General features: G+C 47.5%; 33 protein-coding genes and 2 tRNA genes. 4 read left to right on the forward strand and 31 right to left on the reverse strand.

Annotation, left to right across the window (positions count from 1 at the left end):
- Positions 1–28 precede the first annotated feature (28 nt).
- The 15 genes from I8U23_RS04345 to I8U23_RS04415 all read right to left on the reverse strand — a co-directional run bounded on the left by I8U23_RS04345 (position 29) and on the right by I8U23_RS04415 (position 9,423).
- Positions 29–1,006, reverse strand: coding sequence for a 3D domain-containing protein (locus tag I8U23_RS04345; protein ID WP_049720318.1), 978 nt, complete (start codon positions 1,004–1,006; stop codon positions 29–31).
- Positions 1,007–1,110: 104 nt separating this feature from the next.
- The gene (locus tag I8U23_RS04350; RefSeq protein WP_049720319.1) at positions 1,111–2,100 is read right to left on the reverse strand and encodes a VanW family protein; all 990 of its coding nucleotides are present in this window, start codon (positions 2,098–2,100) and stop codon (positions 1,111–1,113) included.
- 62 nt (positions 2,101–2,162) lie between these two features.
- A complete protein-coding gene (locus tag I8U23_RS04355) occupies positions 2,163–2,429 on the reverse strand; it encodes a DUF1294 domain-containing protein (RefSeq protein WP_049720320.1) in 267 nt (88 codons plus the stop codon).
- A 44-nt stretch (positions 2,430–2,473) separates the two neighbouring features.
- The gene (locus I8U23_RS04360; protein ID WP_037995080.1) at positions 2,474–3,193 is read right to left on the reverse strand and encodes a gamma-glutamyl-gamma-aminobutyrate hydrolase family protein; all 720 of its coding nucleotides are present in this window, start codon (positions 3,191–3,193) and stop codon (positions 2,474–2,476) included.
- Between the two features lie 113 nt (positions 3,194–3,306).
- On the reverse strand, positions 3,307–3,522 hold the full coding sequence (locus tag I8U23_RS04365) for a DUF378 domain-containing protein (protein WP_037995082.1): 216 nt from the start codon (positions 3,520–3,522) through the stop codon (positions 3,307–3,309).
- 136 nt (positions 3,523–3,658) lie between these two features.
- Complete coding sequence (gene ispG, locus I8U23_RS04370) at positions 3,659–4,765, reverse strand: flavodoxin-dependent (E)-4-hydroxy-3-methylbut-2-enyl-diphosphate synthase (RefSeq protein ID WP_037995084.1); 1,107 nt, start codon at positions 4,763–4,765, stop codon at positions 3,659–3,661.
- A 99-nt stretch (positions 4,766–4,864) separates the two neighbouring features.
- A complete protein-coding gene (locus I8U23_RS04375) occupies positions 4,865–5,029 on the reverse strand; it encodes a hypothetical protein (RefSeq protein ID WP_156097725.1) in 165 nt (54 codons plus the stop codon).
- Positions 5,019–5,219, reverse strand: coding sequence for a YqzE family protein (locus tag I8U23_RS13710; RefSeq protein ID WP_037995087.1), 201 nt, complete (start codon positions 5,217–5,219; stop codon positions 5,019–5,021). Before I8U23_RS13710 ends, I8U23_RS04375 begins: the two co-directional genes overlap by 11 nt.
- Before the next feature lie 61 nt (positions 5,220–5,280).
- A complete protein-coding gene (locus tag I8U23_RS04385; RefSeq protein ID WP_049720321.1) occupies positions 5,281–5,646 on the reverse strand; it encodes a hypothetical protein in 366 nt (121 codons plus the stop codon).
- A 7-nt stretch (positions 5,647–5,653) separates the two neighbouring features.
- On the reverse strand, positions 5,654–6,187 hold the full coding sequence (locus I8U23_RS04390; protein ID WP_131470921.1) for a hypothetical protein: 534 nt from the start codon (positions 6,185–6,187) through the stop codon (positions 5,654–5,656).
- Positions 6,124–6,507, reverse strand: coding sequence for a hypothetical protein (locus tag I8U23_RS04395; RefSeq protein ID WP_037995093.1), 384 nt, complete (start codon positions 6,505–6,507; stop codon positions 6,124–6,126). Before I8U23_RS04395 ends, I8U23_RS04390 begins: the two co-directional genes overlap by 64 nt.
- Positions 6,497–6,952 carry a GspH/FimT family pseudopilin gene (locus I8U23_RS04400; RefSeq protein WP_037995095.1) on the reverse strand — a complete coding sequence of 152 codons (456 nt, stop codon included), beginning with the start codon at positions 6,950–6,952 and terminating at the stop codon, positions 6,497–6,499. Before I8U23_RS04400 ends, I8U23_RS04395 begins: the two co-directional genes overlap by 11 nt.
- Positions 6,942–7,280, reverse strand: a complete 339-nt coding sequence (locus I8U23_RS04405; RefSeq protein WP_049720324.1) for a competence type IV pilus major pilin ComGC — start codon at positions 7,278–7,280, stop codon at positions 6,942–6,944. Before I8U23_RS04405 ends, I8U23_RS04400 begins: the two co-directional genes overlap by 11 nt.
- A gap of 21 nt (positions 7,281–7,301) precedes the next feature.
- Entirely contained in the window at positions 7,302–8,306 is a 1,005-nt protein-coding gene (locus tag I8U23_RS04410; RefSeq protein WP_181733392.1) for a type II secretion system F family protein, read from the reverse strand.
- Positions 8,299–9,423 carry a GspE/PulE family protein gene (locus tag I8U23_RS04415; RefSeq protein WP_165489735.1) on the reverse strand — a complete coding sequence of 375 codons (1,125 nt, stop codon included), beginning with the start codon at positions 9,421–9,423 and terminating at the stop codon, positions 8,299–8,301. Before I8U23_RS04415 ends, I8U23_RS04410 begins: the two co-directional genes overlap by 8 nt.
- Positions 9,424–9,600: 177 nt before the next feature.
- On the opposite strand from I8U23_RS04415, the gene I8U23_RS04420 reads away from it, so the two are divergent.
- Positions 9,601–9,675: transfer RNA gene (locus tag I8U23_RS04420), tRNA-Gln, on the forward strand.
- A gap of 69 nt (positions 9,676–9,744) precedes the next feature.
- Here I8U23_RS04420 and I8U23_RS04425 read toward each other — a convergent pair.
- From I8U23_RS04425 to I8U23_RS04455, 7 genes are all read right to left on the reverse strand, one after another.
- The gene (locus I8U23_RS04425; RefSeq protein WP_231564635.1) at positions 9,745–10,422 is read right to left on the reverse strand and encodes a TerC family protein; all 678 of its coding nucleotides are present in this window, start codon (positions 10,420–10,422) and stop codon (positions 9,745–9,747) included.
- 67 nt (positions 10,423–10,489) lie between these two features.
- Complete coding sequence (locus I8U23_RS04430; RefSeq protein WP_049720405.1) at positions 10,490–12,154, reverse strand: M20/M25/M40 family metallo-hydrolase; 1,665 nt, start codon at positions 12,152–12,154, stop codon at positions 10,490–10,492.
- Positions 12,155–12,231: 77 nt separating this feature from the next.
- Positions 12,232–13,428 (reverse strand): tRNA uracil 4-sulfurtransferase ThiI, encoded by a 1,197-nt coding sequence (gene thiI, locus I8U23_RS04435; protein WP_037997154.1) that lies wholly within the window; start codon positions 13,426–13,428, stop codon positions 12,232–12,234.
- Positions 13,425–14,585 carry a cysteine desulfurase family protein gene (locus I8U23_RS04440; RefSeq protein WP_037997157.1) on the reverse strand — a complete coding sequence of 387 codons (1,161 nt, stop codon included), beginning with the start codon at positions 14,583–14,585 and terminating at the stop codon, positions 13,425–13,427. Before I8U23_RS04440 ends, thiI begins: the two co-directional genes overlap by 4 nt.
- Before the next feature lie 114 nt (positions 14,586–14,699).
- On the reverse strand, positions 14,700–15,044 hold the full coding sequence (locus tag I8U23_RS04445) for a CHY zinc finger protein (protein ID WP_037997175.1): 345 nt from the start codon (positions 15,042–15,044) through the stop codon (positions 14,700–14,702).
- A 64-nt stretch (positions 15,045–15,108) separates the two neighbouring features.
- Positions 15,109–15,579, reverse strand: coding sequence for a peptide-methionine (S)-S-oxide reductase MsrA (gene msrA / locus I8U23_RS04450; protein ID WP_049720327.1), 471 nt, complete (start codon positions 15,577–15,579; stop codon positions 15,109–15,111).
- A 59-nt stretch (positions 15,580–15,638) separates the two neighbouring features.
- Positions 15,639–16,202, reverse strand: a complete 564-nt coding sequence (locus I8U23_RS04455) for a beta-class carbonic anhydrase (protein WP_037997162.1) — start codon at positions 16,200–16,202, stop codon at positions 15,639–15,641.
- Positions 16,203–16,325: 123 nt separating this feature from the next.
- Between I8U23_RS04455 and I8U23_RS04460 the strand changes: the two genes are divergently transcribed.
- Positions 16,326–16,571 carry a PGPGW domain-containing protein gene (locus I8U23_RS04460; RefSeq protein ID WP_037997165.1) on the forward strand — a complete coding sequence of 82 codons (246 nt, stop codon included), beginning with the start codon at positions 16,326–16,328 and terminating at the stop codon, positions 16,569–16,571.
- Positions 16,572–16,621: 50 nt separating this feature from the next.
- Here I8U23_RS04460 and I8U23_RS04465 read toward each other — a convergent pair whose 3' ends face one another.
- From I8U23_RS04465 to I8U23_RS04495, 7 genes are all read right to left on the reverse strand, one after another.
- Positions 16,622–17,263 (reverse strand): O-methyltransferase, encoded by a 642-nt coding sequence (locus I8U23_RS04465; protein WP_049720328.1) that lies wholly within the window; start codon positions 17,261–17,263, stop codon positions 16,622–16,624.
- Positions 17,264–17,460: 197 nt separating this feature from the next.
- Positions 17,461–17,534, reverse strand: a tRNA-Gly gene (locus I8U23_RS04470).
- An 87-nt stretch (positions 17,535–17,621) separates the two neighbouring features.
- Entirely contained in the window at positions 17,622–18,008 is a 387-nt protein-coding gene (locus tag I8U23_RS04475; protein WP_049720329.1) for a DUF308 domain-containing protein, read from the reverse strand.
- Positions 18,009–18,110: 102 nt separating this feature from the next.
- The gene (locus I8U23_RS04480; protein ID WP_198050788.1) at positions 18,111–19,703 is read right to left on the reverse strand and encodes a peptide ABC transporter substrate-binding protein; all 1,593 of its coding nucleotides are present in this window, start codon (positions 19,701–19,703) and stop codon (positions 18,111–18,113) included.
- Positions 19,704–19,885: 182 nt separating this feature from the next.
- A complete protein-coding gene (locus tag I8U23_RS04485; protein ID WP_049720331.1) occupies positions 19,886–20,167 on the reverse strand; it encodes a DivIVA domain-containing protein in 282 nt (93 codons plus the stop codon).
- A gap of 91 nt (positions 20,168–20,258) precedes the next feature.
- The gene (locus I8U23_RS04490) at positions 20,259–20,801 is read right to left on the reverse strand and encodes a YhcN/YlaJ family sporulation lipoprotein (protein WP_049720332.1); all 543 of its coding nucleotides are present in this window, start codon (positions 20,799–20,801) and stop codon (positions 20,259–20,261) included.
- 157 nt (positions 20,802–20,958) lie between these two features.
- Positions 20,959–21,642 (reverse strand): zinc metallopeptidase, encoded by a 684-nt coding sequence (locus I8U23_RS04495; RefSeq protein WP_049720333.1) that lies wholly within the window; start codon positions 21,640–21,642, stop codon positions 20,959–20,961.
- Between the two features lie 155 nt (positions 21,643–21,797).
- Here I8U23_RS04495 and I8U23_RS04500 point away from each other — a divergent pair, with 155 nt between their 5' ends.
- A complete protein-coding gene (locus I8U23_RS04500) occupies positions 21,798–23,003 on the forward strand; it encodes a cation:proton antiporter (protein ID WP_049720334.1) in 1,206 nt (401 codons plus the stop codon).
- Between the two features lie 70 nt (positions 23,004–23,073).
- On the opposite strand, the gene I8U23_RS04505 is transcribed toward I8U23_RS04500, so the two are convergent.
- Together I8U23_RS04505 and rodA are read right to left on the reverse strand one after the other, a co-directional pair.
- Entirely contained in the window at positions 23,074–23,352 is a 279-nt protein-coding gene (locus I8U23_RS04505) for a hypothetical protein (protein ID WP_037994475.1), read from the reverse strand.
- Positions 23,353–23,366: 14 nt separating this feature from the next.
- Positions 23,367–24,521 (reverse strand): rod shape-determining protein RodA, encoded by a 1,155-nt coding sequence (gene rodA / locus I8U23_RS04510; RefSeq protein WP_198052675.1) that lies wholly within the window; start codon positions 24,519–24,521, stop codon positions 23,367–23,369.
- Between the two features lie 91 nt (positions 24,522–24,612).
- Between rodA and ftsW the strand changes: the two genes are divergently transcribed.
- Entirely contained in the window at positions 24,613–25,755 is a 1,143-nt protein-coding gene (gene ftsW / locus I8U23_RS04515) for a putative lipid II flippase FtsW (protein ID WP_049720336.1), read from the forward strand.
- Positions 25,756–25,785: the final 30 nt, after the last annotated feature.

The raw sequence follows: 25,785 nt of genomic DNA on the forward strand, positions 1-25,785 counted from the left end.
TTTGATTGCAGGTCCACTTTTTTCTATTTTATTTTAAAATCTTGATCGTTACCGTTCTTCTTCCCCATTGGATCGCTTCACTTCTTGTTTCAAAAAACAAATCGATGATATGGCCTTGCACTGCTCCTCCGGTATCTTCCGCCACTCCATAACCGTAACCCGGAACATACAGTTTTGTTCCCAAAGGAATCACATCCGGATCCACGGCAATGGTTCCACGACGCGGGTATGTACCTGTTGCGGTTCTGCTGCCTGTATGGGTGTAACCAGTGGCCTGAACGGTCAATGTGCCGGCAGACGCCAATTGGGTGTCTTCTTTTTCAGCCAATTCTTCATTCGTGCCAATTTTTACAATTTCTTCGACAGGCTGAACCGTATCCACCAATCTTTGCTTCACCACTTGTTTCCCGTTTTCCTCCATGGGCTCCCCGTTTTTATACATCATGGCGACTTCGTAGATTTTCTTCCCTTTTTTCCCTTCTTGCTCCACTTCTTTTTCGCCTTTGGCCAATTCTTTATCTTCAACTTCCTTGGTTTTATAAGGCACCAGTTCTATTTTTTTCTGAATCCGCTGTTCATAACGATCCACGACGATTTTCACGCCGTCTTTGATTTTCTGATTCAGAGGCTGATTGACTTCATCCCACTCGGAAATTTGAATGTTTTTTTCTTCCAAGACATCACCAACGGTCGTCTTCGAAGTCTCGAACGTTCCCATGTCCTTTCCGCCGACTTGAAGCGAGACTTCACATTTGCAGATCAATTGAACTTGGTTATGTCCTTTAAGAGGTTGGTTCCACTGAATGCTCGGCGAATATTTCCGTTTCAACTCCGCCACATTCAAACCAGCCCCCTCCAACGCCTCTGCCAAAGTATGATCACTTGATTCAAGCTTGATCATTTTGGATTGGTCACTGAACGTGACTTCCACTTGTTGGGAAGACCCGGAACATCCTGCCAGCAGGAGAAAAATCATCGCAAGGCTGCTGAGAAGGGTCTTGTTCATCCAATACCTCCTTCGGTGAGCCTGAAACAATGACTTGATTATAGCAAATGTTCCCGGAATGATCTACGAGTCACCAACTTTTGTCAAATAATCACCCATTTTTATTAAAGATATGTCGCCGGCTTATCCAAGATTCGCCTTTTTTCTTTCACTTCCTCCCGAATGGATTCTTTTTCACTCGGAGGCTCGGGAACTTCACGCGGAAAATGACGGGCATCGCTCGGAGCATAAATATGAATCGTCAACATTCCTTTCCTGACGCCGGCTTCAATCAAAATCGGTTTGGAAAGCGTATTTTTAAACTTGAAATCTGGCCCTCCCCAGGATACGGTGGCATCCCGGTTTTTGGGCACGTAAGCCACCCGGCGGCTGTGGCTGTTTCGTTCAACAATTTCAAGCCCCGCCATATCAACGGCATTAAACAGAGTGGATGAAGTTTGGCAAATGCCGCCGCCCACCCCTTCGCTGTATTCCCCTTTTACGATGATCTTCGCCATCCGGTATCCCCGCGCTCTGGAACGAATTCCGACAACTTTGTTAAAGGAAAAGGTTTCCCCGGGCATCAGCACATGATGGTCGATGGCTTTGGCGGATAAATAGATATTATGCGAGCGGTTTACATTTCTGTAATTAAAAAATGTGGTATAACTGCCCAATACTTTTTCTTTTAATTGCAATAGTTCCTTCGTGGTAAGTTCCGGCATGGACCACTGAACGGGCAAATCAACCGGGCGATTGATGTAATCATGAATTTCGTCAAACCATAATTTGATTTTTTGGCGGTCCACCTTGACTCCAAGTTGATGAGGAACCACCTTGCGATCCTTGTAGTATGCCGGTTGAGGCTTGCGATTCACCTCTTTTTCGATAGTCTCACGGATTTGATTCATGAGCGCATCCTGATTCAAAGTGGTCGGGTCGATCCCGTCAAAACCGATTTCACGCAAATCCAAACTCCACTCGTTTTCGCCAAACCTCACCATCAACCGGACTTCCGGATCCTTTTTTTCCTGAAAAGACCATGCCGCTTCCGGAAAGAAAAACAAGCTTGACAAAAAAAGAATAAAGAGAAAAATCGGTTTAGTTCGCTTCATAAATGAAACCCCCTTTTTGATCCATAGTTTGCATCAAAAAGGAGGCGGGTATGAAAAAACGGCTAGATGATTTCCCACAAAACATAAAGAAAAAACAAGTTCCATGCAAAGAGCACAGGAACCCCGATGCGAAAAGACCGGTGCAGGGTCTTATGGCGAAAAGCTTTCATCCCCATCCAAACCCCGGTGGCCCCTCCAAAAAAAGACAGCAAAAAAAAGGCGCTTTCTCTGACCCTCCATTTCCGTTTCATGGCTTGGGCTTTATCCCATCCCATCAGCAAAAAACCAAATCCGTTTAAAATCATCCAAGCAAGAATCAATAAAATCATCACCATACTCCGCATATTAACACAGGAACCGGAGGTTGTCGAATTCAGGTTTCCCCCCTTTTTCTTCTGATGCAAGCCTCCACAAAAGCACAAAAGAGACGGTGTGCATCGGCATCCCTTTTCACCATGTCCTCCGGATGCCATTGCACTCCCATCATAAAAGGGTGTTCTTTGCTTTCGAACGCTTCAATGACCCCGTCTTTAGACACGGCCGAAACACGAAAAGGTTCCACGACATTGCGGACCGCTTGATGGTGAAAGCTGTTCACCTTGGCCAGCCCTTTTTGATAAATCGATTGGAGCAAGGTATCTTCCACAATGGTAATGGTGTGGGAAGCATGATCCCTTGGCGCCCGCTGTGCATGCTGCAAAAGGGTTTGCTTTTGGGCGGCAAGGTCCTGGTACATGTCTCCTCCGAGCGCAATGTTTAAGATCTGGCAACCGCGACAAATCCCCAGGATGGGCTTGTTTTGCTCCATGAACTGTTCAATTAACGCGATCTCCATCTCATCGCGGTCCGGAACGATTTCACCCAATCCGGGATGCGGCTCTTCATCAAACAAGGTCGGATCGATATCCCCTCCCCCGGTCAAAATCAATCCATCCAATTTTAAGCTCAGTTGTTGAATCACGTGATCTTCCACGGTATAGGGAATGACCAGGGCGATCCCTCCGGCTTCAAACACCGCATCACTGTAAGCTTTGGAAAGATATTGTTTGATCTCGTTTTCCAAAGACATCGTCAGTCCGATGAGCGGTTTCATTTTTGCCTCCCCCTTTCTTTTTTGATCTTAACTTATTTCCTGATTTTACGAAAGAATCAAATTTTTTATCCCCGAAAAAACTCCAGACGGATTTGCCCGGAGTTTCACTCATGTTATTGGGATTCGGCTTTTGTACGGTCGTCAAAGAGGAAGCGAATCGCATAAATCCCCGCAATCCCGACCAGGGCATAAATGATGCGGCTGAGAAAGGAGGATTCCCTGAAAGCTTCGCCTCCGAAAATGGCCGATACCAAATCCCATTGAAAAAGTCCTACCAACAACCAGTTTAATGCGCCAATAATCACCAAGATCAAAGCTAATTTTCTCATGAGGTCCCTCCTTTAACTTGGGATCAGCAATAGTATCACAAAAAAAAGCGGGATTTATACATGGAATTGGAAAAATGCCGGAAACCCGTTTTCCGTGCCAATGAAAAAGCCATCCTTTTTTAAGGATGGCTGTTCTTTAAGCATTGAGAACGTTTTGTTTCTCTGCTTCTTGTTTTTTATAATACTCTTCCGCGAGCTTGTCGATTTCTTTTTTAAGTTCTTCAACCATTTTCTCTTCGGGAATTTTGCGGATAATCTTGCCGTGACGGAACAGCAATCCTTCTCCACGGGCCCCGGCAATTCCGATATCCGCTTCTTTAGCTTCACCCGGACCGTTTACGGCACATCCCAACACAGACACTTTGATGGGCGCTTGGATATTTGCAATGTACTCTTCAATCTCGTTGGCAATGGAGATCAAATCGATCTCGATCCGGCCGCAGGTGGGACAAGAAATCAAAGTGGCGGCATTGGCTGCCAATCCGAACGATTTCAGCAATTCGCGGGCCACTTTCACTTCCTCCACCGGATCGGCACTCAGGCTGATCCGAATAGTGTTTCCGATTCCCATCGCCAAGAGTGCACCCAAACCGGCCGAACTTTTCACCGTTCCGGAAAACAACGTTCCCGATTCAGTGATTCCCAAATGCAAAGGATAATCAAATGTTTCGGCCGCCAATTTATATGCATCAATCGCCAACCGGACATCCGAGGCTTTTAACGAAACGATAATATCATGAAAATCCAACTCTTCCAAAATGCCGATATGGTACAATGCGCTCTCAATCATGCCTTCTGCCGTCGGGTAGCCGTATTTCTCCAAGATGCGTTTTTCCAAAGATCCGGCATTCACACCAATCCGAATGGGAATCCCTCGTTCCTTGGCGGCTTTGACGACCGCTTCCACTTTTTCGCGGCGGCCGATGTTTCCCGGATTGATACGGATTTTGTCAATCCCGCCTTCAATCGCTTTTAATGCCAACTTATAATCAAAATGAATATCCGCAACCAAGGGGACATTCACTTCTTTTTTAATCAACGGAATGGCCTCTGCCGCACGCTGATCGGGACAAGCCACGCGTACAATCTGGCATCCGGCTTCTTCCAGCTTCTGAATCTGCTCAACGGTTGCTTTGACGTCATGGGTTTTGGTTGTGGTCATGCTTTGTATCACAACTTGGTCGTTTCCCCCGATTTGGATATTTCCCACTTTTACCGGTCGGGTTTTTGTACGATGTACCATCAAGGATTCGCTCCTTTTAAATATAGGTAAATCTATAATCGATTAATAAGGTCGAAACTCAATTATAAAGTATAACACAGAACAAAAAGAAAAGGAGCTTCACTCCCGCTCCTTTTTGTGAAGTTGTTCCGTTTGCTTTTCTTCGTAAGCAATCAGGGCCACATGGCTTCCGGTCTTTTCATGAAGTTCCCGTTCCCATTTTTGAATTTGCTCCAACAACTTCGGCTCCTGTTTCAAATTCATCAACCGGTAATTATTTTCCACTTTGCTTCCCTCGCAATCTGCTTCGTTGTTTGTCAATGGTCATTTTCATCGAGAAAGGGATCAATCCAAACCAGCGGACACTCCAAGGTTCTTTTCGCGATTGTTTCAATTTCTTCCGTTCGGTCCGGGGGGTTTCAAGATACCAGATGAATCTTTCCAACAAATAGGTAAACCAATCCCTGAATGACATTGAATCACCTCAGCCTTTAGCATGGCCCGGCACAAAAAACTTTAAACCAGGAAATACCGGTTTACCGGATCCACCGCGAAACAGCATAGGTATCCGGATGGAGAAAGGCCTCCACGGTTTGCACCACTCCCTGTTCCCCCCACGTGGTGGCTTGTACATGGACACGGGACGGCTTGACTTCCACTTTTACCAAGACATACCGGTCCTCCACCTGAATCATGGTTTCATCCGGCGCGTCTGCCCGGTTTTGCCCGTTCAACCGCAATTGTTGCTGGACGACGGCGATCCCGCTTTCAGCCACATACCGGCTTTTCACTCTTTCCTGATACAGCGTTTGCATATTTCTCACCTGAACCATTTGCGAAACCGACAGCATGATCAGCGTGAATAAAAACGTCACGACCATGAGGGTGACCGGCAGAGCCATGCCGCACTCACCGGGATGGGTCTTCCTCCTGTGACCGTTTTGAAAAGTACGTTTGAAATTCCTGATGGGCATACCAGTTTTGCAATCCGACATCCGACTTCACCCCGTTTCCATCCGGTAAAAAATGCGCATAATAAACATGGTTCAGAACAATGGTCGTGCCCCTGAAACCCCTGTCTTCCGGCTTTTTGACGCTTCGGATCAAGCGCCGGTCTTTCAGCATGTAGCGAATCATCACTTGTTGATCCTGCTCAATGTATAACACGCCATCCGTTTCCCGAAAATGAACTCCTTTTTGGACGTCTTTTTCCAGCCATACCAGAAAAGACAGGTAATCCATCTCCAACCGGGAGTGATGAATCATTTCTTTGATTTCTTTCTCGGTGGTTGAGGACACAAAAAACAAGGCCGGCAGAAAAACGATCAAAGCGGACAAAACAATACAAAATTCAATATATGTAAATCCGGCTTCTTTTTTCACGGGTAAAACCGGTGGGTGAACCATCGCCGGTTTTCGGTTTTTCCATCGAATCCTTCCCATTCAGCCTTCAACTCCAATTGATATAAGAAAGGTTGCACCTTTTTGCAATCCCAGCGCATAAGGATTTCTTTTTGCGGGATCTTGCGGCTTTTTACTTTTTCTTGCCCCTTGCATTGCCCTGGATCGGCATGTTGAAGCTCTTCCATTTTGCTTTGCATGGCCTCTGATATCTCCATCTGCAACATTTGTGAAGCATAGTGCATCCGCATTTCTTTCATCACAGGCAAAGCAAAAAACACAAACACCCCCAGGACAAAGCCGGCACTGACCAGTTCGGCCAGCGAATATCCGCTTGAGCTGTTGAAACGGTCAGACGGCATTGACGAACACCTCGATCATCGGCAGTCCTGAAGCCACTTGAATCACAATGCGGCCGACGGGCTTGTCTTTTACATAAAAAGTGACCGTGCCACCGCGCACCTGTCCCGTTTCCCGGAAAGTGAGCCGTTGCCCCGGATAGTTGCTGTCCAACCGGTATGGCGGAGGGATATCCATTTTCCTTAATATCGTCCCATCCTCGATCACTTTCACTTCCTTTGCTTCCCACTGCACTGTCACTTCCGCTTGTCTCGTGACAGCTTCCATTTGCGCCAGTTGCAGTTGGGTCGCAAGCTCCTCGATCAACAGCTTTCTTTCCACCCGCTCCCCCAGCGACATGACCGCGGGAACACACAAAGCGGCCAACAATCCAAACAAAAACAAAGCAAAAATAACTTCGATCAGCGTCCATCCCGCTTGGCCGCCCGACTTTCCGTCATTTGGCATGACAAGTGACTCTCCGTTCAAAAGGAAGATTTGGTTCTGGATGGATCACATATTTCCCGTTTCCGGACGGACATGGTGGGATGGAACGCAAATAACCCCTTTTCACCAATTCTTCAACCGTCGGATATTCCCCGTACTCCAAAAAATACTGATCCGCTTGGGCCGCAATCATTTGCCGGTTGGCCAGATCCGCTTTCTCCTGTGCTTTTAATCCCGCCGCTTTCAAATTGGGAATGGCAATTGCCAAAATCAAACCGATAATAAACAGGACAACCAACATTTCAATCAGAGTAAACCCGTTTTCTCCATGCGAACGACGGACATTCATGTTCCTCCCCCTTTCGTTTTTTCAGAGCGCCTGCACCAGTTTTACAACCGGCAAAAACAAAGCAACCACCGAGACTGCAATCATAAGGCCGATCACAAAAATACAAACAGGCTCAATGCTTTTGGCCACCCGTTCCAACTTGTAACGGATCATCATTTCGGTCCCGTCCGCCAGATTGGTCAAGGTTTCCACCAATTTCCCCGATTCTTCGGCAATGGCAACCAACCGGGGCAAAGAAGGCAAAAAGAAATATTTGCCCTTTTGGCTCAAGGCACCAGCAAAAGATTTCCCCGTCAACAGTTCTTTGTTCACCCGGTTCAGGTAGTGAACGAGCACCGGCCATGGTGTGTGTTTTTGGATCAACTGCAGGGCATCCACCAACGAAACCCCGGCTTTTAAAAGAGAAGACAGCTGAATGGTCAAAAAATGAGTGTGCCGGTACCGGCAAATCTGCCGGACCAACGGCAAACGGATCCAGCAGGCTCCCCACCAAACCCGGACCGGAAAAGGGCTCAACCGAAGGATGAAACCCACGGCCACCACCAGAAGGATGAGAAGCATCCCCCCTGCCAAAAGCTGCGGCATCGCATCATAAACCCGAAACAAACGGCGTGTAACCAGCGGCATGGAAATATTCATGGATGCATACAGATGGGAAAACCTCGGCATCACCACTGCAAACATAAAGACAAAAGCGCAAACGGCAAGGAGAAAAACGATCGCCGGATAAGTGCATGCTTTTTTGACTTCCCGCTGCCAATTGGCTTTAGTTGCATAGTAAGAAGCACAGCGCTTAAACCCCGATACGTAATCCCCGTGTTCTTCCGCCGCCCGCACAAAGGCGATGTAAATCGGCGGAAAATTGAGTTTTTTCAAAGCAGCGGACAACGATTGCCCTTTTTGCAGCAACCCGTTCAGCCGTTGATAAACCGGTTCGTCGATCAAACGTTGTGCCGCCAGCAATTCCAAACAGGCCAATAATGGTATTCCGCTTTCCAACAGATGTCCCATTTGTTGGCTAAACACCATGTACTGCTCCGCATTCCACCGTTTCCTTATCCACAACATCCCCATCGACCTTCCTCACCCGTTCTTCCAGTGTCGTTTCGCCTTGACGGACATACTCCTTCATCCTGTCTTCCAGCGTTTTCATCCCCGAATCTTTCATCGTCTTGCGAATTTTCATCCATGTATTTTGACGGGCAATCTGCCCGGCCAGATCATCACTCATCTCCAGCACTTCAAAGATTCCCGTTCTTCCCTGGTACCCGGTTTGCCGGCAATGATGGCACCCCTCACCGCCACAGCCGGTGCAGATCCGCCGCACGAGCCTTTGCGCAATCACCCCAATGAGCGATGCGGCCAGGCGGTACGGTTCCACTTTCAAATCAAGCAAACGTATCACGGCTCCCGCCGCATCGGGCGTGTGTAACGTCGTCAAAACCAGATGGCCGGTCAATGCGGCACTCACGGCAATCTTTGCCACTTCCTCATCCCGGATTTCCCCGATCATGATCACATCCGGATCTTGCCTCATCACCGCCCGCAATGCGCAGGCATAAGTGAGGCCGGATTTGGGATGGATCTGCACTTGATTGATCCCGTCCAGTTGCAATTCAACCGGATCTTCCAAAGAAACAATGTTGGTCCGGTTTTGATTCAATGTCTGCAACAAGGTGTAAAGCGTCGTGGTTTTGCCTGAGCCAGTGGGGCCGGTGACAACCATGAGGCCGCTGTTCTTGCTTAACAGATGCCTCACTTTTTGTTGCTGGTCGCTCTCCATCCCCAACTCTTCCATGGTGAAAGGATTCTCGCGAAGGCGAAGAAGCCGCATCACCACTTTCTCCCCGTAAATCGTCGGCAGGGTGGATACCCTGATCTCAAGCGGTTGTTTGTTCCGCTCAAAAACAAAAACCCCGTCCTGCGGAAGGCGTTTTTCCCCGATATCCAACCGGCTCATCACTTTGATCCTTGAGACAATCGCTGTCGCATGGAAGAGATCCACCCTTCCGGTCTCCGTCAATTGTCCGTCCACCCGCATGCGGATGCGCAATGCATCCTGTTGCGGTTCAATATGGACATCACTTGCCCGGAGCTGCACGGCCTGATGCAACAATTGATTGATGTAAGAAGCTATGTCCACGCTGAATACCCCTTTCCCCATGCAAACGACATATTTTTACAATTTCCCCTTTAAAAGGGAAGATCCTCCTGAATTTTGTCATTTTTTTGATTTTGGTTGTTTTCGATTTTTTTCTCTTTTATGCCTTGTGCGATGTATAAAACGGTCCGGATGGATCCATTCTAAGAATGAAAGCAATGGGGAATAGCCAAGTGGTAAGGCAACGGACTTTGACTCCGTGATGCGCAGGTTCGAATCCTGCTTCCCCAGCCAAAAAAGATTGGCTCCTTTTAACCGGAAAAAGCCGGCTCATCCGCAACAACGGACAAGCCGGCTTTTGATTTACACTGTTTTGGTTCTATGTTTCCACGCATAGCCGCTGATAACGACAATCGCTGCCAGCGCCACCGGGATGATCATGTTCAAGACATCCAGCCCGGCTAGCAATTGATGAACGAACGGGTCTTCCACGATCAATTGTCCGCCCGTGTACCCGAGTACGGCGGCTCCGACATAGAGCAGCCAGGGAAACCGGTTCAGCAATCCGGCAATGATATTGCTTCCCCACATGATGATCGGAATGCTCAATGCCAGTCCCATCAATACGAGAAAAACATTCCCGTGGGAAGCGCCGGCAACTGCCAATACATTATCCAGACTCATCACCACATCAGCGATGATGATGGTTTTAATGGCACTTTTCAAAGTGTCCCCGGCATGGACATCCACTCCGTCATCTTCCTCAACCAATAATTTCACCGCAATGCCAATCAACAAGATTCCGCCCACGGTCATCAACAGAGGAATGTTCAACAAATATGCGGCCACGACCGTCAGGGTGGACCGTAACAACACGGCGATACCCGCACCGAACACGATCGCTTTTTTCCTTTGTGCCGGCGGCAGTTTGCGTGCAGCCATCCCGATCACAACCGCGTTATCCCCGCTCAAAATCAAATCGATGATGATAATATTAAAAAAAGCAAGCCATAAGGCAGGCTCCATCCAACTCGTATCCATGTCGACTCTCCTTTTCGGTATCTGCTCCTTTATACGATAACACAAATTTTCATCCGATGAGACGTTGTCAAAAAGCATCCACAGAATTGAAAAGATACCGTATCACACGCACGGTCAAGTTGGGGACCCATTGCATCGAATAGGAAATTTCCAACCGTTCCCATTTTTTGTGAGCGTCTTTTCCGTAAGGACCGATGTTGATCACCGGGACATCCAGCTGCCGGATGGCCTCCATGTCCATATGGTATTTTGCCCCCCACACCGGCATGTTTTTTTCAAACGTTTGAATTTCCCGTTCATCATCGCTCATTGCCACAAAGCTCATATCCGAAATGTACGGAAAAAATTTGCGCACTTTGATCTTTTTCTCCTGCAAAGGCTCAATCTCTTTGACCGATTTTTCTACGGCCCGGATCAGGCGGAGATCACGCGGATCTTTTTCATTTAAAACCACACGGGGAATATAAGGAGCCGCATAAAAAAGAATCACCGCCGGTTCATCGTCGCCGCCCCATTTCCACAACTCCTCCACCATCCGCAGCGAATGCTCGCGGACATCCATGTTTTCCTGATTCAGCATGTTACGGGTCAATCGCAAGACTTCCTGTTCGAATTCCTGTCCGTGTTTTTCCCGGCATTTCCGGTAAAACTCCTCATATGTATAAACACGCGGCTTCCAGTCAATGTCCCGGTACGGACGGCGTCTCAATTCATGATACCGGCGCGACCGGCCCCGAAACTTCATGACGGCTGATTCAAAGGCGTCAATAGCCACCTGCTTCAACTTTTCCAGCACATCCCTCGGCGACCAACTGTGAACGAAAAAATTATAGTAGACCAGTGCGGTTTTGGGCGTTTGCACATCATATTGTTTTTTTAGGTCCGTTTGTTTCAATGAAACCGGGGGCAAAGTAATTTCGCCAAACATTTCATCGCACAAATCGGTTTGGTAATCGATTCGCGCCGTTAACTCCGACGCAATCAAGTTGGGATCAAATCCTTCAAATGCCTGCCCCACATGGGTCTCCTTGCCCACGATATAAAAAGCCGGCAACAATTTACCGACCGTCCCCAGATAAATATAGCGGTCGCGATCCCCCGGAAATCGGGGCGATGTGTAATCCGAATTGATTGCCGCAATATAAGTAAGATTTTCTTCCCTTCCCCATTTCAAGATATCGGAAAGGGCAGACAGGATCCCGCGCGAATTCCGTTCTTCATCACAAGCGGCCACAAACAGCAAATTCCCATTCAATAAATGCCGGTTCCGGGCAAAGTACCGGACAATCGCCAAATGAATGGCAATCCCGCTTTTCATGTCCAGCACCCCGCGTCCGCCGATGTAATCTTCGGTGTCAAGATCTTTTTTCACTTCTTCCGGCAGTTTGCTCTTTTTCCACTCTTCCAATAATTGTTCCGGCGAAAAAGCAAGATTCATCCACTTCCCGTAATCTTCCACTCCCACCGTATCCATGTGCCCCATCAATATCACGGTTTCGCTTTCATTCTCTTTGCCGCCTTTCAGCAAAGCGAGCACATTATATCTTTCCAGGTCATCCTGCCGGGTCGGCGTCATCTGCAAATACTCCGGATGTTCTTGAAAATAAGGGGTCTCTTGCAATATTTCATAAATCAGATAAGCCATGTCCCGTTCACCGAAAGTTCCGACAATACTGGGGTGTTCAACCAATTTTTTTGTCAATCGGTATACTTCCTCTTGAAATGGAATCATACATCGGACCCCCGTTTCGGTCATGTTTGTTTTGACCGTTTGGCATGCGGAACGGAAACCGCATGCCAAACGCAACCTTAAAAGTAGGAAAATTCTTCTTCATCTTCCGGGCGCAAGTCGATGATTTCCGTGTTTTCCACGGCTTCTTGGATCAACCGTTCCACATCCAGCAAACGCTCCTGCCTTTCGGCCACGTCCAGATGAGGCTTGGTTTTCGGTGCTTTCGGGAGAAAAACCGTACAACAATCTTCATACGGCAAAATGGAAGTTTCATAAGTATCTATACGCTTGGAGATGGACATAATTTCCTGTTTATCCATCCCCACCAGCGGCCTTAGTACGGGCATTGTCGTTACGGCATTAATCGTTTGCATGCTTTCCAGTGTCTGGCTGGCCACCTGGCCGAGACTTTCTCCGGTCACCAGCGCCAACGCTTTGTGTTTTTTGGCGATTTGCTCCGCGATGCGGAACATAAAGCGGCGCATAATGGTGATGCTGTACGATTCATAACAATGCTTGTTGATCTCCGTTTGGATCTCGGTGAACGGAACCACATGCAACCGGATGTGTCCCCCGTAACGGGTTAAGATTTTGGCCAGGTCGATCACTTTTTGTTTGGCCCGTTCGCTGGTATACGGATAACTGTGAAAATGAATTGCCTGCAGCTCCACGCCCCGTTTCAGCGCCAGATATCCGGCGACCGGGCTGTCGATCCCTCCGGAGAGCATCAACAAAACCCTTCCGCTGACTCCAACCGGCAAACCGCCCAAGCCAGGGAGATCCTCGCCATATACATAAGCATGTTCTTTCCGCACTTCCACAAACAATGTCAGATCCGGATCGTGGACGTCGACTTTCAAATGCGGCAGCTTGGCCAGCAAAAATCCGCCCAACCGGTGATTCATCTCCTGGGAGGGGATGGGAAATTGCTTATCGGCCCGTTTCGCATTGATCTTAAACGTGTGCACCCGTTCCTTTTGTTCACTCAACAGCGCCAATGCCGCCTCTTTGATTTTTTCCCAATCCTTCTCCACCCGGATGGCGGGACTGATCCCCACCAGACCGAAAATTTCCGAACAAGCCTGAATGACCGGCTCGAAGTGTTCTTCACTCAGGTCAATATAAATCCGGCCCGGACTTTTGGTCACCACCGTGCCCGGAAACCGTTTCACTTTTTGGCGGATGTTGTTCACCAACTGATTCTCAAATTCTTTTTTATTTTTGCCTTTTAATGCAAGCTCTCCATATCGCAACAATATACAGTTCTTTTTCATCCTTTATGCACCTTCATGACTTGTTGTAATTCCGGGATGACACGCACCAGTGCATCGCCGCATCGGCGGATATCTTCGTCCGTGTTCATCCTCCCCATGCTGATCCGGATGGAACCGATCGCTTCCAGATCGGTCAACCCCATCGCTTTCAACACTCTGGAAGGCTCTTCTTTTTTCGAGGAGCAGGCTGATTTGCTGGAGACATAAACCTTTTCTTTTTCCAAGGCATGAACCACCACCTCGGACTTCAGTCCAGGGAAAGACAAGTTTAAAATATACGGGGCTCCACCGCGGGAAGACGTATCTCCGTTCACTTTCACACCGTTTAACTCTTTCACCCGCTCCAAGAGCATTTCTTTCCATCGTTGGCATTTTTGGATAAAATCTTTCTCCGATTGGCCAGCCATCACCACCGCTTTGGCCAGGCCGGCAACAGCCGGGACATTTTCGGTTCCCGAGCGAAATCCCTGTTCTTGTCCCCCGCCGATCAAAAGCGGCGGAAGGGTCAGGTTTTTCCGTTTATATAAACAACCAATGCCTTTCGGTCCGTGAATCTTGTGGCCGGACATGGTTAAAAAGTCGATATGGGCATCGGCCGGTTTCAGCGGGATCTTCCCGAAAGATTGGACCGCATCCACATGAAACATCACTTTGGGATAAGATTTTAATAATTCCCCGATTTCCCCGACTGGTTGAATGCTTCCCGTCTCATTATTGACATGCATGATGGAAACCAGAACCGTTTCATCGGTCAAAGCGGCTTTGACGTCTTCGGTCCTCACTTGCCCCTTTTCATTCACAGGCAGAAAAGTGACTTTCCACCCTTTTTGTTTCAGGTACTGAAAAACATCATACACAGACGGATGTTCAACCTGGCTCGTGATGATGTGGTTTCCCCGGTTGCGGTAAGATTCGGCAATTCCGCGAATCACCATGTTATTGGCTTCGGTTCCTCCCGAAGTAAAAATGATTTCCTGCGGCGATCCGCCGAGTTGATCGGCAATCACTTTGCGCGCCTGCTGCAGCAACCGCTCGGCTTTCACTCCGATACCGTGCAATGAAGAGGGATTTCCGTACACTTCGCGCATGACATCCCCCATGACCTTAATCACAGCCGGATCGGTTTGGGTCGTTGCACTGTTATCCAAATAAACCACCGATCCCCCCTCCTTTCTGCTGTACAAGAATGCCTGTTTTCATAACTCCATCATTCTAACACAAAACAAAACACCTGCCATCCATTCAGGTGCCGGGAGATCCGCCTGTTTTGTTCAAACTTCTGTTCGGATACAAGATAGCAAAGACCTGTCGAAATAATATTGCCAGTGTTTCCGGCAACCCGGATTAAACTTGGCGCGGCAAGAGGGACAAGCTCCCGTCCCCTGCAAATACTCCTTCAGGGTCATTTCATGCCGGCACACACCGCAGAAGACCGCTTTTTCATGCAGATGGCGGACCGACCAGCGAATGACCGGATGATTCTCCGCTTCCTGATGACAAAAATAGCATGGATAGTATTGCCCGCAACAGGCAAACTTAACCGCTATGATATCCAACTCCGAATGGTAATGGATACAACGGGTCATACCATCCACGACTTTGCCTTTGACAACCATTTCTTTCACACGCTTCACTTCCTTACAGAAAAAGGCGCCCGATGTCAGCGCCTTTTCTCTCTGATTATAAATGGCAGGCATTTAAGCCGCGTTTTTGCAAGTAACGTTGATGATATTCTTCCGCACGCCAAAAAGTGCCGGCTGGTTCAATCTGTGTCACAATCGGATCTTTCCATTTGCCGGATTGATCCAATTGTTTTTTCGACGCTTCCGCAGCCTGCTTTTGTTCATCTGTATGGTAAAAAATGACCGAACGGTACTGGGTTCCCACATCAGGGCCCTGACGGTTCAGTGTCGTCGGATTGTGATTATTCCAGAATACATTCAGCAAATCTTCATAGGTGACTTGTTCCGGATCATACTCGACCTGAACCACTTCGGCATGGCCGGTTTGATCCGTGCAAACTTCTTCATACGTCGGGTTTTCCGTGGTTCCACCCATGTAACCCACAGTGGTGTTTTTCACACCGGGAATTTGGCGGAACACCTCTTCAACCCCCCAAAAACATCCAGCTCCAAAAGTAGCCAGTGCCATAAGCAGTGCCTCCTTTTAATTACCACATATTTTATCAGTTTTTGCTGAAAAGAAGAAGATTATTTTTTCCGACCGTCATCAACCACTTCCAATTTTCCCGTTTCGGGATCGATGGTTAAGCCATGGATCAACACATCCCGGGGAAAAAAAGGATGGTTTCGGATCAAACGGACACTTTCCATCACGCCTTCTTCCACACTTTGAATGCCGGACAACCATTTCGCGGCATCCACTCCTTGTTTTTCTATTTCATCCGCTTTCTCTTCGGTGATTCCTCTCTCTTTTAATTTTTCAAGCACCCGCTCGCCCGTCAAACCGACCAGCCCGCAGTCATGATGACCAATCACCATCACTTCTTCCACTTTTAAAAGCGTTACGCCCACCAAAAGGCTTCGCATCAGGCTTCCATACGGTTCCGATATGAATGCACCGGCCGTCTTGAGAATTTTGGCATCCCCGTTTCTCAAATTCAGGGCTTTGGGCAACAACTCCGTCAACCGGGTATCCATGCAAGTAACAATCAATAACCGTTTATTGGGATATTTGTCCGTGGTGTAACTTTCATATTGTTTATTTTTTACAAACCTCTCATTATATGACAAAATTTCTTCCAAACAACTCATCATTTTGCCCCCTTCGTCACGGTCATATTTATGTTACATTTGCCAAAAAAACTTCATTTTGATTCCCGGAGGTCTGGGATATACTAAAAATATATTAACGGGCTGAAGGGGTTTGAACATCACATGAAAACACTTTGGACAAACATTCTCGGTTGGACCTTTTTAATATTGGGAATCATTGGTTTTTTCGCACCATTTCTCCAAGGATTTTTGTTCACATTTATCGGATTGGCATTGCTTTCCAAAACCACTCCTTGGGCAGCACGAATCGTACTCAAACTTCGGAAACGATATCCGAACATCGCCCGAAAATCAGATGAATGGATGGCTCGTTTTCTTGTGAAGTCCGGCTCGGCACAGAAAAATTAGAATCAGACAGAAACCGTGGAATCCGGAAAATTCGGGTTCCTTTTTTAACTTTAACGGGACCCCTTTACCCGGCAAACGCCCAAACCATCACCCAGTGGAAGAATCAGGGACTCCAAGCGGTCATCCGAGGCGATCTGCTGGTGAAACCGGCGCATGGTCACCGGAGAAGGCGCCTGATTTTTCTCATCAAACACCCGGCCGCGAAGAAATAAATTGTCAGCAGTGATTACGGCCCCCGGATTTGACAGACGGATGGCTTTCTCCAGATAGTTCGGGTAATTCAGCTTGTCCGCATCAATTAAAAAGAAATCAAACCGTTTTTGTTCTTTCTCCAATTGATTTAAACTTTCCAAAGCATCGCCGACGATCAATTCAACCTGTTCACTGAGCCCCGCCTTGGCAATATTCTCGCGGGCAAATTGTGCATGCTCCTCCTTTAACTCCAACGAAATAATTTTCCCATGCTCCGGCAACGCCCTGGCCATCCAGATCGTGCTGTAGCCCCCCAATGCACCGATTTCCAAAATACAGGATGCATTGGAAATCTTAACAAGCATATGTAACATTTTTCCGACTTCCGGCGGCACGGATATTTGCGGGAACCCTTGTTTTTCTAACCCGGCGCTGATCGACTTGAGCACTTCATCTTCTTCACGCGTAAATTGCTCACGGATATATTGTATTTCCTGCATGCAAGCCCCTCCTTCTTCGCTATTTTTATTATTTTATTCGATCGGGCGCACCCTTGGCTACTTTTTCTGAAATCAAATAAAAAAGGCACTACTGAAAACAGTAATGCCTCTGCTTTTATTTCGGAGGGGGTTCCAGGATAATTCCCTCTTTTTTGTGCATTTCCTAAAAGCGCTTCCAGTCCGTTCAGAAAATAAACTGGAGCGGATGACGGGAATCGAACCCGCGTTCCTAGCTTGGGAAGCTAGTGTTCTACCATTGAACTACATCCGCTAATTTCACTTTAAATTATAACATATTCCTATCATAAGAACAAGCCTTTCTTTTTCAGAAAGGCTTGTTCACCTGATCCGGACGTGATTAAAAAAGTAGTCGGAACGGAAATAAAAAGAGTGCGACGATCAGGGCAACGATCCCGACTGCAATCGCCCACCATCCTAAAGCACTTCTTCTCCGAACGGCAAAAATCCCTACAATAATCCCGGCAATGGATAAAACAAACGGCCAGACAAAAAATGAAAGAACGGACAGAATCAAGGCGGTTAAACCAATGCCGAATCCTCCCGCCTCTTCCTTTCTTTTATTGTTCTCCCTTCTGTCCTTCGCCAGAGCCGGATTGGGAGCAACCTCCTGTGCCACCTCTTCATCCAGCTGAGGATTGTGATTGTTTTCCTGATAGGTGCGATTTTCCATACGTTCTTCCTGACGTTCTTCTTGCTTTTGAAATTGATTGTCTCGATTCTCCATCATTACCCTCCAAACGGTCCGGATCTGTCCTTAGTATGTGTGTTTCAAGCAAAATTACTTTGTAAAAAAAATCCACTTGGGACTTCCGGATGCCAAGAGGGTTTAATTCACTTCGGCTTGCGTATAATCTTTCGGGCCGACCGGATGGCGGATGATTCCTTTGACTCCCGGCTGTTCCATATATGCCGTGTTGTAATAGTAAAGCGGGAATACCGGCATTTCCTCAAACAAGATCGCCTCCGCTTCATGCAGCAGTTTCTTTCTTGATTCAGGATCAGCCGTTTCGGAAGCCTGCTTGAGAAGCGCATCATATTTTTCATTGCTCCAATTGGTTCGGTTCATCGGATGACCTGTTTGGAAACTTTCCAAGTAATTATAAGCATCGTTGTAATCTGCCAAGAAACTGGAGGTGCTCATCACAAACCGGGTGTTTTCCTGATCGGCATAATAGACCTTTTTCTCCTTGGCTTGCAATTGAATTTCCACGCCCAGATGTTTGCGGTACATTTCCTGTACGGCTTCCACCACTTTTTTGTTTTTGTCAGTGGCATTACTGTACATAAGCGTCACCGTCGGCAACCGGTCCCATCCTTCTTCTTTCATCCCTTCAGCCAAGAGTTGCCGTGCCTTTTCATACTGGCCGTCCGAAATCAGATTTCCCCCTTCCTTGCGGAAATTGTCCGGCACGGAAGGAGCGACATAAGCGTATGCCGGCTCTTCCCCGCTTCCCACAATCTGTTCCGTGATCAATTTGCGGTCCACCGCCAGCGCAAACGCTTGACGGATCTTCTTGTTGGTAAACGGTTTCTCTTTCACGTTAAACCGAAAAAAGGAAAGCCCGCTTCCTTCCATGGTTTTCACTTTCTCTTCCCCGATCAGCCGGGTTAACATCTCCCCGGGGATGGAACTTTTGGACGCCACATGCAATTTTTTGGTTTGAAACATTTGATAAACGGTCTGGTTATCCGTAATCACCGAAAAATGAATTCCATCCAGTTTGACTTCATTGGCTTTGTAAAAATTTTCGTTTTTGGTTATTTTCACATAATTGTTGTGCTTCCATTCAGCCAACCGGTAAGCGCCGTTGCTCACATAGTTTTGGGTATTTTCGAACATGTCGGGATTTTTTTCATATGCCTGCCTGCTCACCGGGGCATAAACCGGATAGGCAGTGAGTTCGAGGAAAGAAGGCGTCGGCTTTTCCAGCTCCACCCGCAACGTGTCATCGTCCAACGCTTGAACTCCGACTCCTTCCACACCGGCTTTTCCTTGATTGTACGCTTCCGCTCCTTTAATAAAATAAAGCAGAAAAGCCGCTTTTGAAGCCGTTTCCGGGTTCAACACCCGTTTCCAAGCAAACTCAAAGTCATGGGCGGTCAGCGGACTTCCGTCGGACCATTTGGTTTGCCTCAACGTAAAGGTATAGACCCGTCCGTCTTCACTGGTCTCCACTTTCTCCGCAATGGCAGGCTGCGGTTGATGATTTTCGTCCAGGCGCATCAGCCCGACAAACAGATTATGGGTGATATCCAGGGAATCTTCATCAAAAGCTTGCGCCGGATCCAAGGAAGTCGGTTCGCCGGTGATATTCAAATTCAACGTTTGGTCGCCTTGATCCGCTTTTGAACTGCAACCGCTTAGCATCACAGCCAAAAGAAAAATGGCTGCCATCCCCATCGTCAATATTTTTCTCAATCGATGCCCCCCTTTTTTCATCAAACTATTTTTTAATTCAGCAAAATATTCAAAAAACCTCCTTAGAAGAAGGTTTGATTATTATTTTTAATAAAAATATATATCCATGACGAAAGCGAAGGAAACCGATTGATTTTGATCTGATACGGATGCCAGCCATTTTTCACACTTGTTTTTATGTATTAGCGAAGGACGATTTTCTCCAAACGATCCAACCGGGCGAGGATGTCACTGATCACGTCATCGTTTTTAACGGCGGCATTGCGGCCCGTTGCCTGGGACACCTTTTTTCCACCGCTTTTCAACTTCTTGATTTCTTCCTTCAAATATTCATTTTCCTGCAATACATCTTCATAACTTGCAATCACCTGATCCAAAAATTTGTTCACTTCTTCGATGTCATAACCCCGCAACGATTGCTTGAAATCTTTATTGAAAATCTCCATGGGCGTTAACCTTTTCACAAACCGACACTCCCTGCTTCAATTTCCTTCTTTGTCCTAATTATATATAAAAAAAACAGACCTCAAAAGAGGTCTATATCCGTAAAAAGGCTTATTTGGCTTCCGGGAATGTTCTCTTAATGATATCATTTAAATTTTTGATCAATCCGCTGACCGGACGTCCGTTCCGCAAGTCATTGGCATAATTATTCATTTGTTTGACGAAATCCGGGTTGGCGGAAACATACACATCCCGCAAAGTGGGATCCACGGCTCTGGCGTGTTTGGTGATCTTTTCTTTTAATCGGTCCGTCACCTTTCCGTCTCCGCGTTTTTTATCCAGAACCACCGCCACATAAGCCGTTTTGCCCATCACTATAGCTGCGGCACTTTTTACTTCCGGCAAACCGGCCACTTCGCCGGCCACTTCATCCGAAACCCGGACACCACGAGCCAAGTTGTTGTCATCCGTATCATTCATCCGGGTAAAGTTTTGTGCACGTTCGTTCATGTTGTTTCGGTTGGCAATTCTTGTCACGTCATCCCTCAGCGTGTCCCGGTCCACTCCTTGCTCTTGGGAAGTGGCACACGCACTCAATACAAAAAACAGGCATAAACTCATGAAGCTACGCATCCACAAGGCCATTCGGTTCATTTGTTTTCCCCCCTTTTGCTTTTGATTTGCCATTATTATTGTTATCCGGCCCTCAAACTATGTACCCGGTTTCTGTCATAAAGACGGCAAAAGAGGGAAAAACAGGAAAAGATGATCGACCGTTCACAAAAAAAACCCTCCGAAGAGGGTTTTTTCTTTAATCGTCCTGTTGCAAGAAAAATAAAGCAACATATTGCAACAGTTCCACCAAGGCGACAACCGCACCGGCCACATAGGTGAGCGCCGCCGCTCCCAAGACTTTGCGGACGCCTCTTTCTTCCGAGGCTCCGTTAATAAATCCTTCCCTGACCATGATCGTCTTGGCCCGGGAACTGGCATTAAACTCAACCGGCAATGTCACCAGGTGAAACAAAACAGCCACGGAAAAGAAAATCAATCCGAGCAAAAGCATGCCCGTCATTTTAAAGAAAATACCGGCCATCAACAAGAAAGGAGCCAATCCCGAAGTGATGTTTAAGACAGGAACCATCCGATGGCGCAGGACAAGCGCGCCATAAGCTTCTTTATGTTGAATGGCATGCCCGCACTCATGCGCGGCCACCGAAATGGCAGCAATGGAACTGGAGCTGTATACTCCTTCCGACAACCGGACCACTCTGGATACCGGATCATAATGATCCGTCAACATCCCGCGTACCGGTTCAACCGCCACATTGTACAATCCGTTTTGGTCCAAAATGCGCCGCGCCACTTCTGCACCGGTCAATCCGGATCGTGCAGGCACCTTTGACCATTTAGAATAATTTCCCCTCACTTTGGCCTGTGCCCATAAGGTCAAGACCAAACCGGCTAAAGACAGCAACAGAAATAATCCAAACAATGACCCTTCACTCCTCAACTCAAGCCTGTATACACATAATAACTATACCCACTCTTATTCTAACAAAAACCAAAATGAAAACTAAGCGATAAAAAGCGGGCACCTATGTATTTTTATAAACAAAAAAATCCATCCTAACAACAGGGAGGGTTACCATGTTAGCAGATCAATTCTTCGACTTCGGCAAACTGGAACAATTCGGCTTCTTGTATGAGCTGGGAATCATCCTGCTGGCAGTAAAAATCATGGGGCATCTGAGCAAAAAATGGGGGCAACCCTCCGTGCTGGGGGAACTTTTGGCCGGCATCCTTTTAGGGCCGATGGTGCTCGACTGGATCCATATGAATGCGTTTATTGAAGAAGCGGCCGAAATCGGTGTCATTTTGTTGATGTTTTTGGCCGGGCTGGAAACAAATTTAAAGGAATTCCGAAAAGCCGCTTTTGCCTCCACCATGGTGGCGGTCATCGGGGTGATTTTTCCGTTTCTCGGCGGACTGGCCAGCGGTCTCTGGTTTGATTACCGGTTTGCCACGTCCATCTTTATCGGAACCGCATTGGTGGCGACAAGCGTCAGCATTTCGGTTCAGACGTTGCGCGAATTGGGCTGTTTAAAATCGAAAGCGGGCAACACCATTTTGGGTGCGGCCGTCCTGGATGACATTCTCGGAATCATCACGTTATCCATTGTCATTGGCTTTGTGGGAAAAAACGGGGACGACAGCCCGTCGCTTCCGGTATTGATTGTGAAAATCATCGTCTTCTTTTTATTCATCTGGTTGAGCCGCAAGCCGCTTCCGAAAATATTTCAATGGGCCAACCAAATGATGACGACAGAAGTCATCCTGACCATCGGCATCATCGTGGCGCTCGTTTATGCTTTTCTTGCCGAAATGTTCGGGCTGGCCGGGATTGTCGGTGCATACTTTGCCGGACTCATACTCAGCACGAGCAAATTTCAGGACGAACTGTTCCCGAAACTGGAGACGATTTCTTTTTCCTTTTTTGTGCCGGTCTTCTTCGTCAGTATCGGCTTAATGACCGAAATTGAGTCCGTCAATGCCACCATTTTGATTCAGATCATTGTGTTTACCGTCATCGCGGTATTGACCAAATTGGCCGGCGGTGCCATCGGGGCGAAATTGGGCGGTTTCCCGGCAAAGGATTCTTTCGCCGTCGGTGCCGGCATGGTGGCCCGGGGAGAAGTCGGGCTGATCATTGCAAGCATCGGTTTAAACAACAAGCTGTTCCCGGCCTCCCTGTTTCCGGTCATGGTCGCAGTAATCTTGATCACCACCGTTTTGACTCCGCCGCTTTTAAAGGTGTTTTTGCCAAAGCCGGAGAAAAAATCCGCCTCTTCCTGAACCCCTTATGATTCTATGGGACAAAAAGCAAAAAAAGTACAAAAAAACCGCCTCGAAAAGGGCGGCTTTTTTACTCTTGATCCGGGGTGTGATCAGCTTTGTCCAACTCTTGCAGCAATTGGATGATCCGGTCCAGTTTGATTCCCTGCTCGTTTCGCGCCGTCAATTTCAACGTGACTTCGGCACTGAATGCGGCAATATGTTCCCGGATTTCCACTTCCGTCTCGCCGAATGTTTTTTGATAAATGTGCTGGCCTTTCACCTTTTTCCATCCTCTTTGGATCAAAGTCTCCTCATACTCTTCAAAATCCTTTTCCCGGATATCCAGTGACAAAGAAGTGATTTTCATGGATTCGCCTCCCTTTAATGAATGGTAAATTGCAATTGTTCCGCCTTGGAACGCATTCCTACATTCAATGCCAAACCGATCGCCATCATTTGCGTGACAATGGAAGTGCCTCCGTAACTGATGAACGGAAGCGGAATACCGGTAATCGGCATCAAACCGATCGCCATTCCAATATTCTGGTATATTTGGAAAGCAAACATACCAACGATTCCGCTGACGATGCAGGTTCCGAACAAATTGGCTGATTTTAATGCAATGCGAATCAAGCGGTACAGCAACATCAAATAACATGCAAGCAGGAAACCGGCACCCAAAAAGCCGAACTCTTCGGCAATCACCGCAAAGATGAAATCATTGTGGGGCTCCGGAATCCAGTTGCCCTGAGCTTGCGTTCCCTGCTGATAGCCTTTTCCCAAAAGCATTCCCGAACCAATGGCGATTTTGGCCTGGGTTGCCTGATATCCCGCTCCCGTCGGGTCGGATGCCGGATCCAAAAAGATCTGAATCCGTTCAATTTGGTGATCCGCCAACAAGAGGTGGAGCAAAGGAGAATCCGACAGGTAAAGAAAAACGACCGAGCCGACGATGATTGCAATCACCGTCAGGCCGCCAACCAACCATTTCCAGTGCAAGCCGCCCACCAGTAAAATGCTTGCGGTGATGGCCAACAAGATCAGTGCCGTACCCAAGTCGGGTTGCATCAAAATGATCAGAAACGGGACGCCCGCAGCCAGCAAACTCTTTCCGAGCGTATGAAAATCCTCCCACATCTCCCCTTTTTTCCGGGACATCATTTTTGCTAATATCAAGATAACAAAGATTTTCATCAACTCCGACGGCTGCAGGGAAAAACCGCCAATCCGGATCCACAATTGCGCACCGTTCACTTCCTGGCCGATGCCCGGGATCATGACGAGCAGATTTAAGAAAATGCCGATCCCGTATAAAATATACAAGAGTTTCCCTTGTAACAAAATTTTATAGTCAAACAGGAGAACACCGAACATACAGAGAAACCCGACTATGTACCACATGATCTGTTTTTCGTAAAAATCCTGGTTTCCGGTGTAAGTCGCACTCGATATGGCAACAATGCTAATAGCCGCAAGCAGGATGAAGATCAACACGGTGGCAAAATCAATTTGTTGTATTTGGTGCTTCTTGTTCATCACGATTTCCATTCTCCTTTTCTCTGCTCGGATTTCATCCTATCATAATGCATGAAACATCAAAACCTTTTGCAGAAGGAGATTTTTTACTATGAAGCGTGGCAAACCAGACTTTTGGTTGATTTTTCTCACCTTTTTGCTGTTGGGAATTGGACTTGTCATGGTTTTTAGCGCCAGTTATTTCAATGGATATATCGATCCGGGCATCCATGATTCCTATTACTTTTTCAAAAAGCAATCCATCTATGCCCTGATTGGCTTGATTTTATTTTTTACGGTTTCCAATATCCCCTATCACACCTACCGCAAATGGGTCGGCCCGATCTTGCTCCTTTCGCTCATTTTTTTAATCCTCGTCCCGATGATCGGTCTGGTCAGAAACGGAGCGCAACGTTGGCTGGGTTACGGGGCCATCTCTTTTCAACCCTCGGAATTTGTCAAGCTGGGGATGATCATTTACATGTCCTCCATCATGGTCAAAAAGCAACCGGTCTTGCATCAATTTCGGCGTGGTTTGCTCCCTCCCCTGATCGTCCTGTTTCTGATCTTGGGACTCTTAATGTTACAGCCTCATTTTAGCGCAACGGTGATTATCATGGGAATATGTTTCACCATCATTTTTTGCGCCGGCGCCCGGCTGAAACATCTTTTTTTGTTGGCATTATCCGGCCTTCCCGTTCTCATTGGCGTCATGTTGTTGGGAGACTACCGCGTCGACCGGATTCAATCGATGCTTAATCCGTTAAGTGATCCGACCGGAAACGGGTATCAAATCATGCAATCACTGATGGCCATCGGCCCCGGCGGCTTGACGGGAGTGGGACTTGGAAGAAGCATTCAAAAGCTGGCTTACCTTCCGGAATCCCATACCGATTTCATCTTCTCGATCATTGCCGAAGAACTCGGGTTTATCGGAGGGTTCATCATTATCGCTTTGTTTGCCTTGCTCATTGTACGCGGCATCTTGGTTGCCCTCCAGGCACCGGATCAGTTTGGAACCTTGATGGCAACAGGGATCGTCACTTTGATTGCAATCGAAACGATTTTCAATTTGGGCGTGGTCACGGCATTGCTTCCGGTGACCGGAGTTCCGCTTCCGCTGATCAGTTACGGGGGAACGGCACTGGTGTTTAAGTTGGTGTCGTTGGGCATTTTGCTGAACATCTCCCGCTACCGGAATGTAAAAAGCAAAGTGAAATTTTCCTCACCCACCATTCATCAGGTACATAGTTAGAAGAAATCCCCCTGGCCGGATTCATCCGGC

It is taken from the genome of Thermoactinomyces sp. CICC 10735 (genome assembly GCF_016055175.1).
GTDB classification, from domain to species: Bacteria; Bacillota; Bacilli; order Thermoactinomycetales; family Thermoactinomycetaceae; genus Thermoactinomyces; species Thermoactinomyces vulgaris.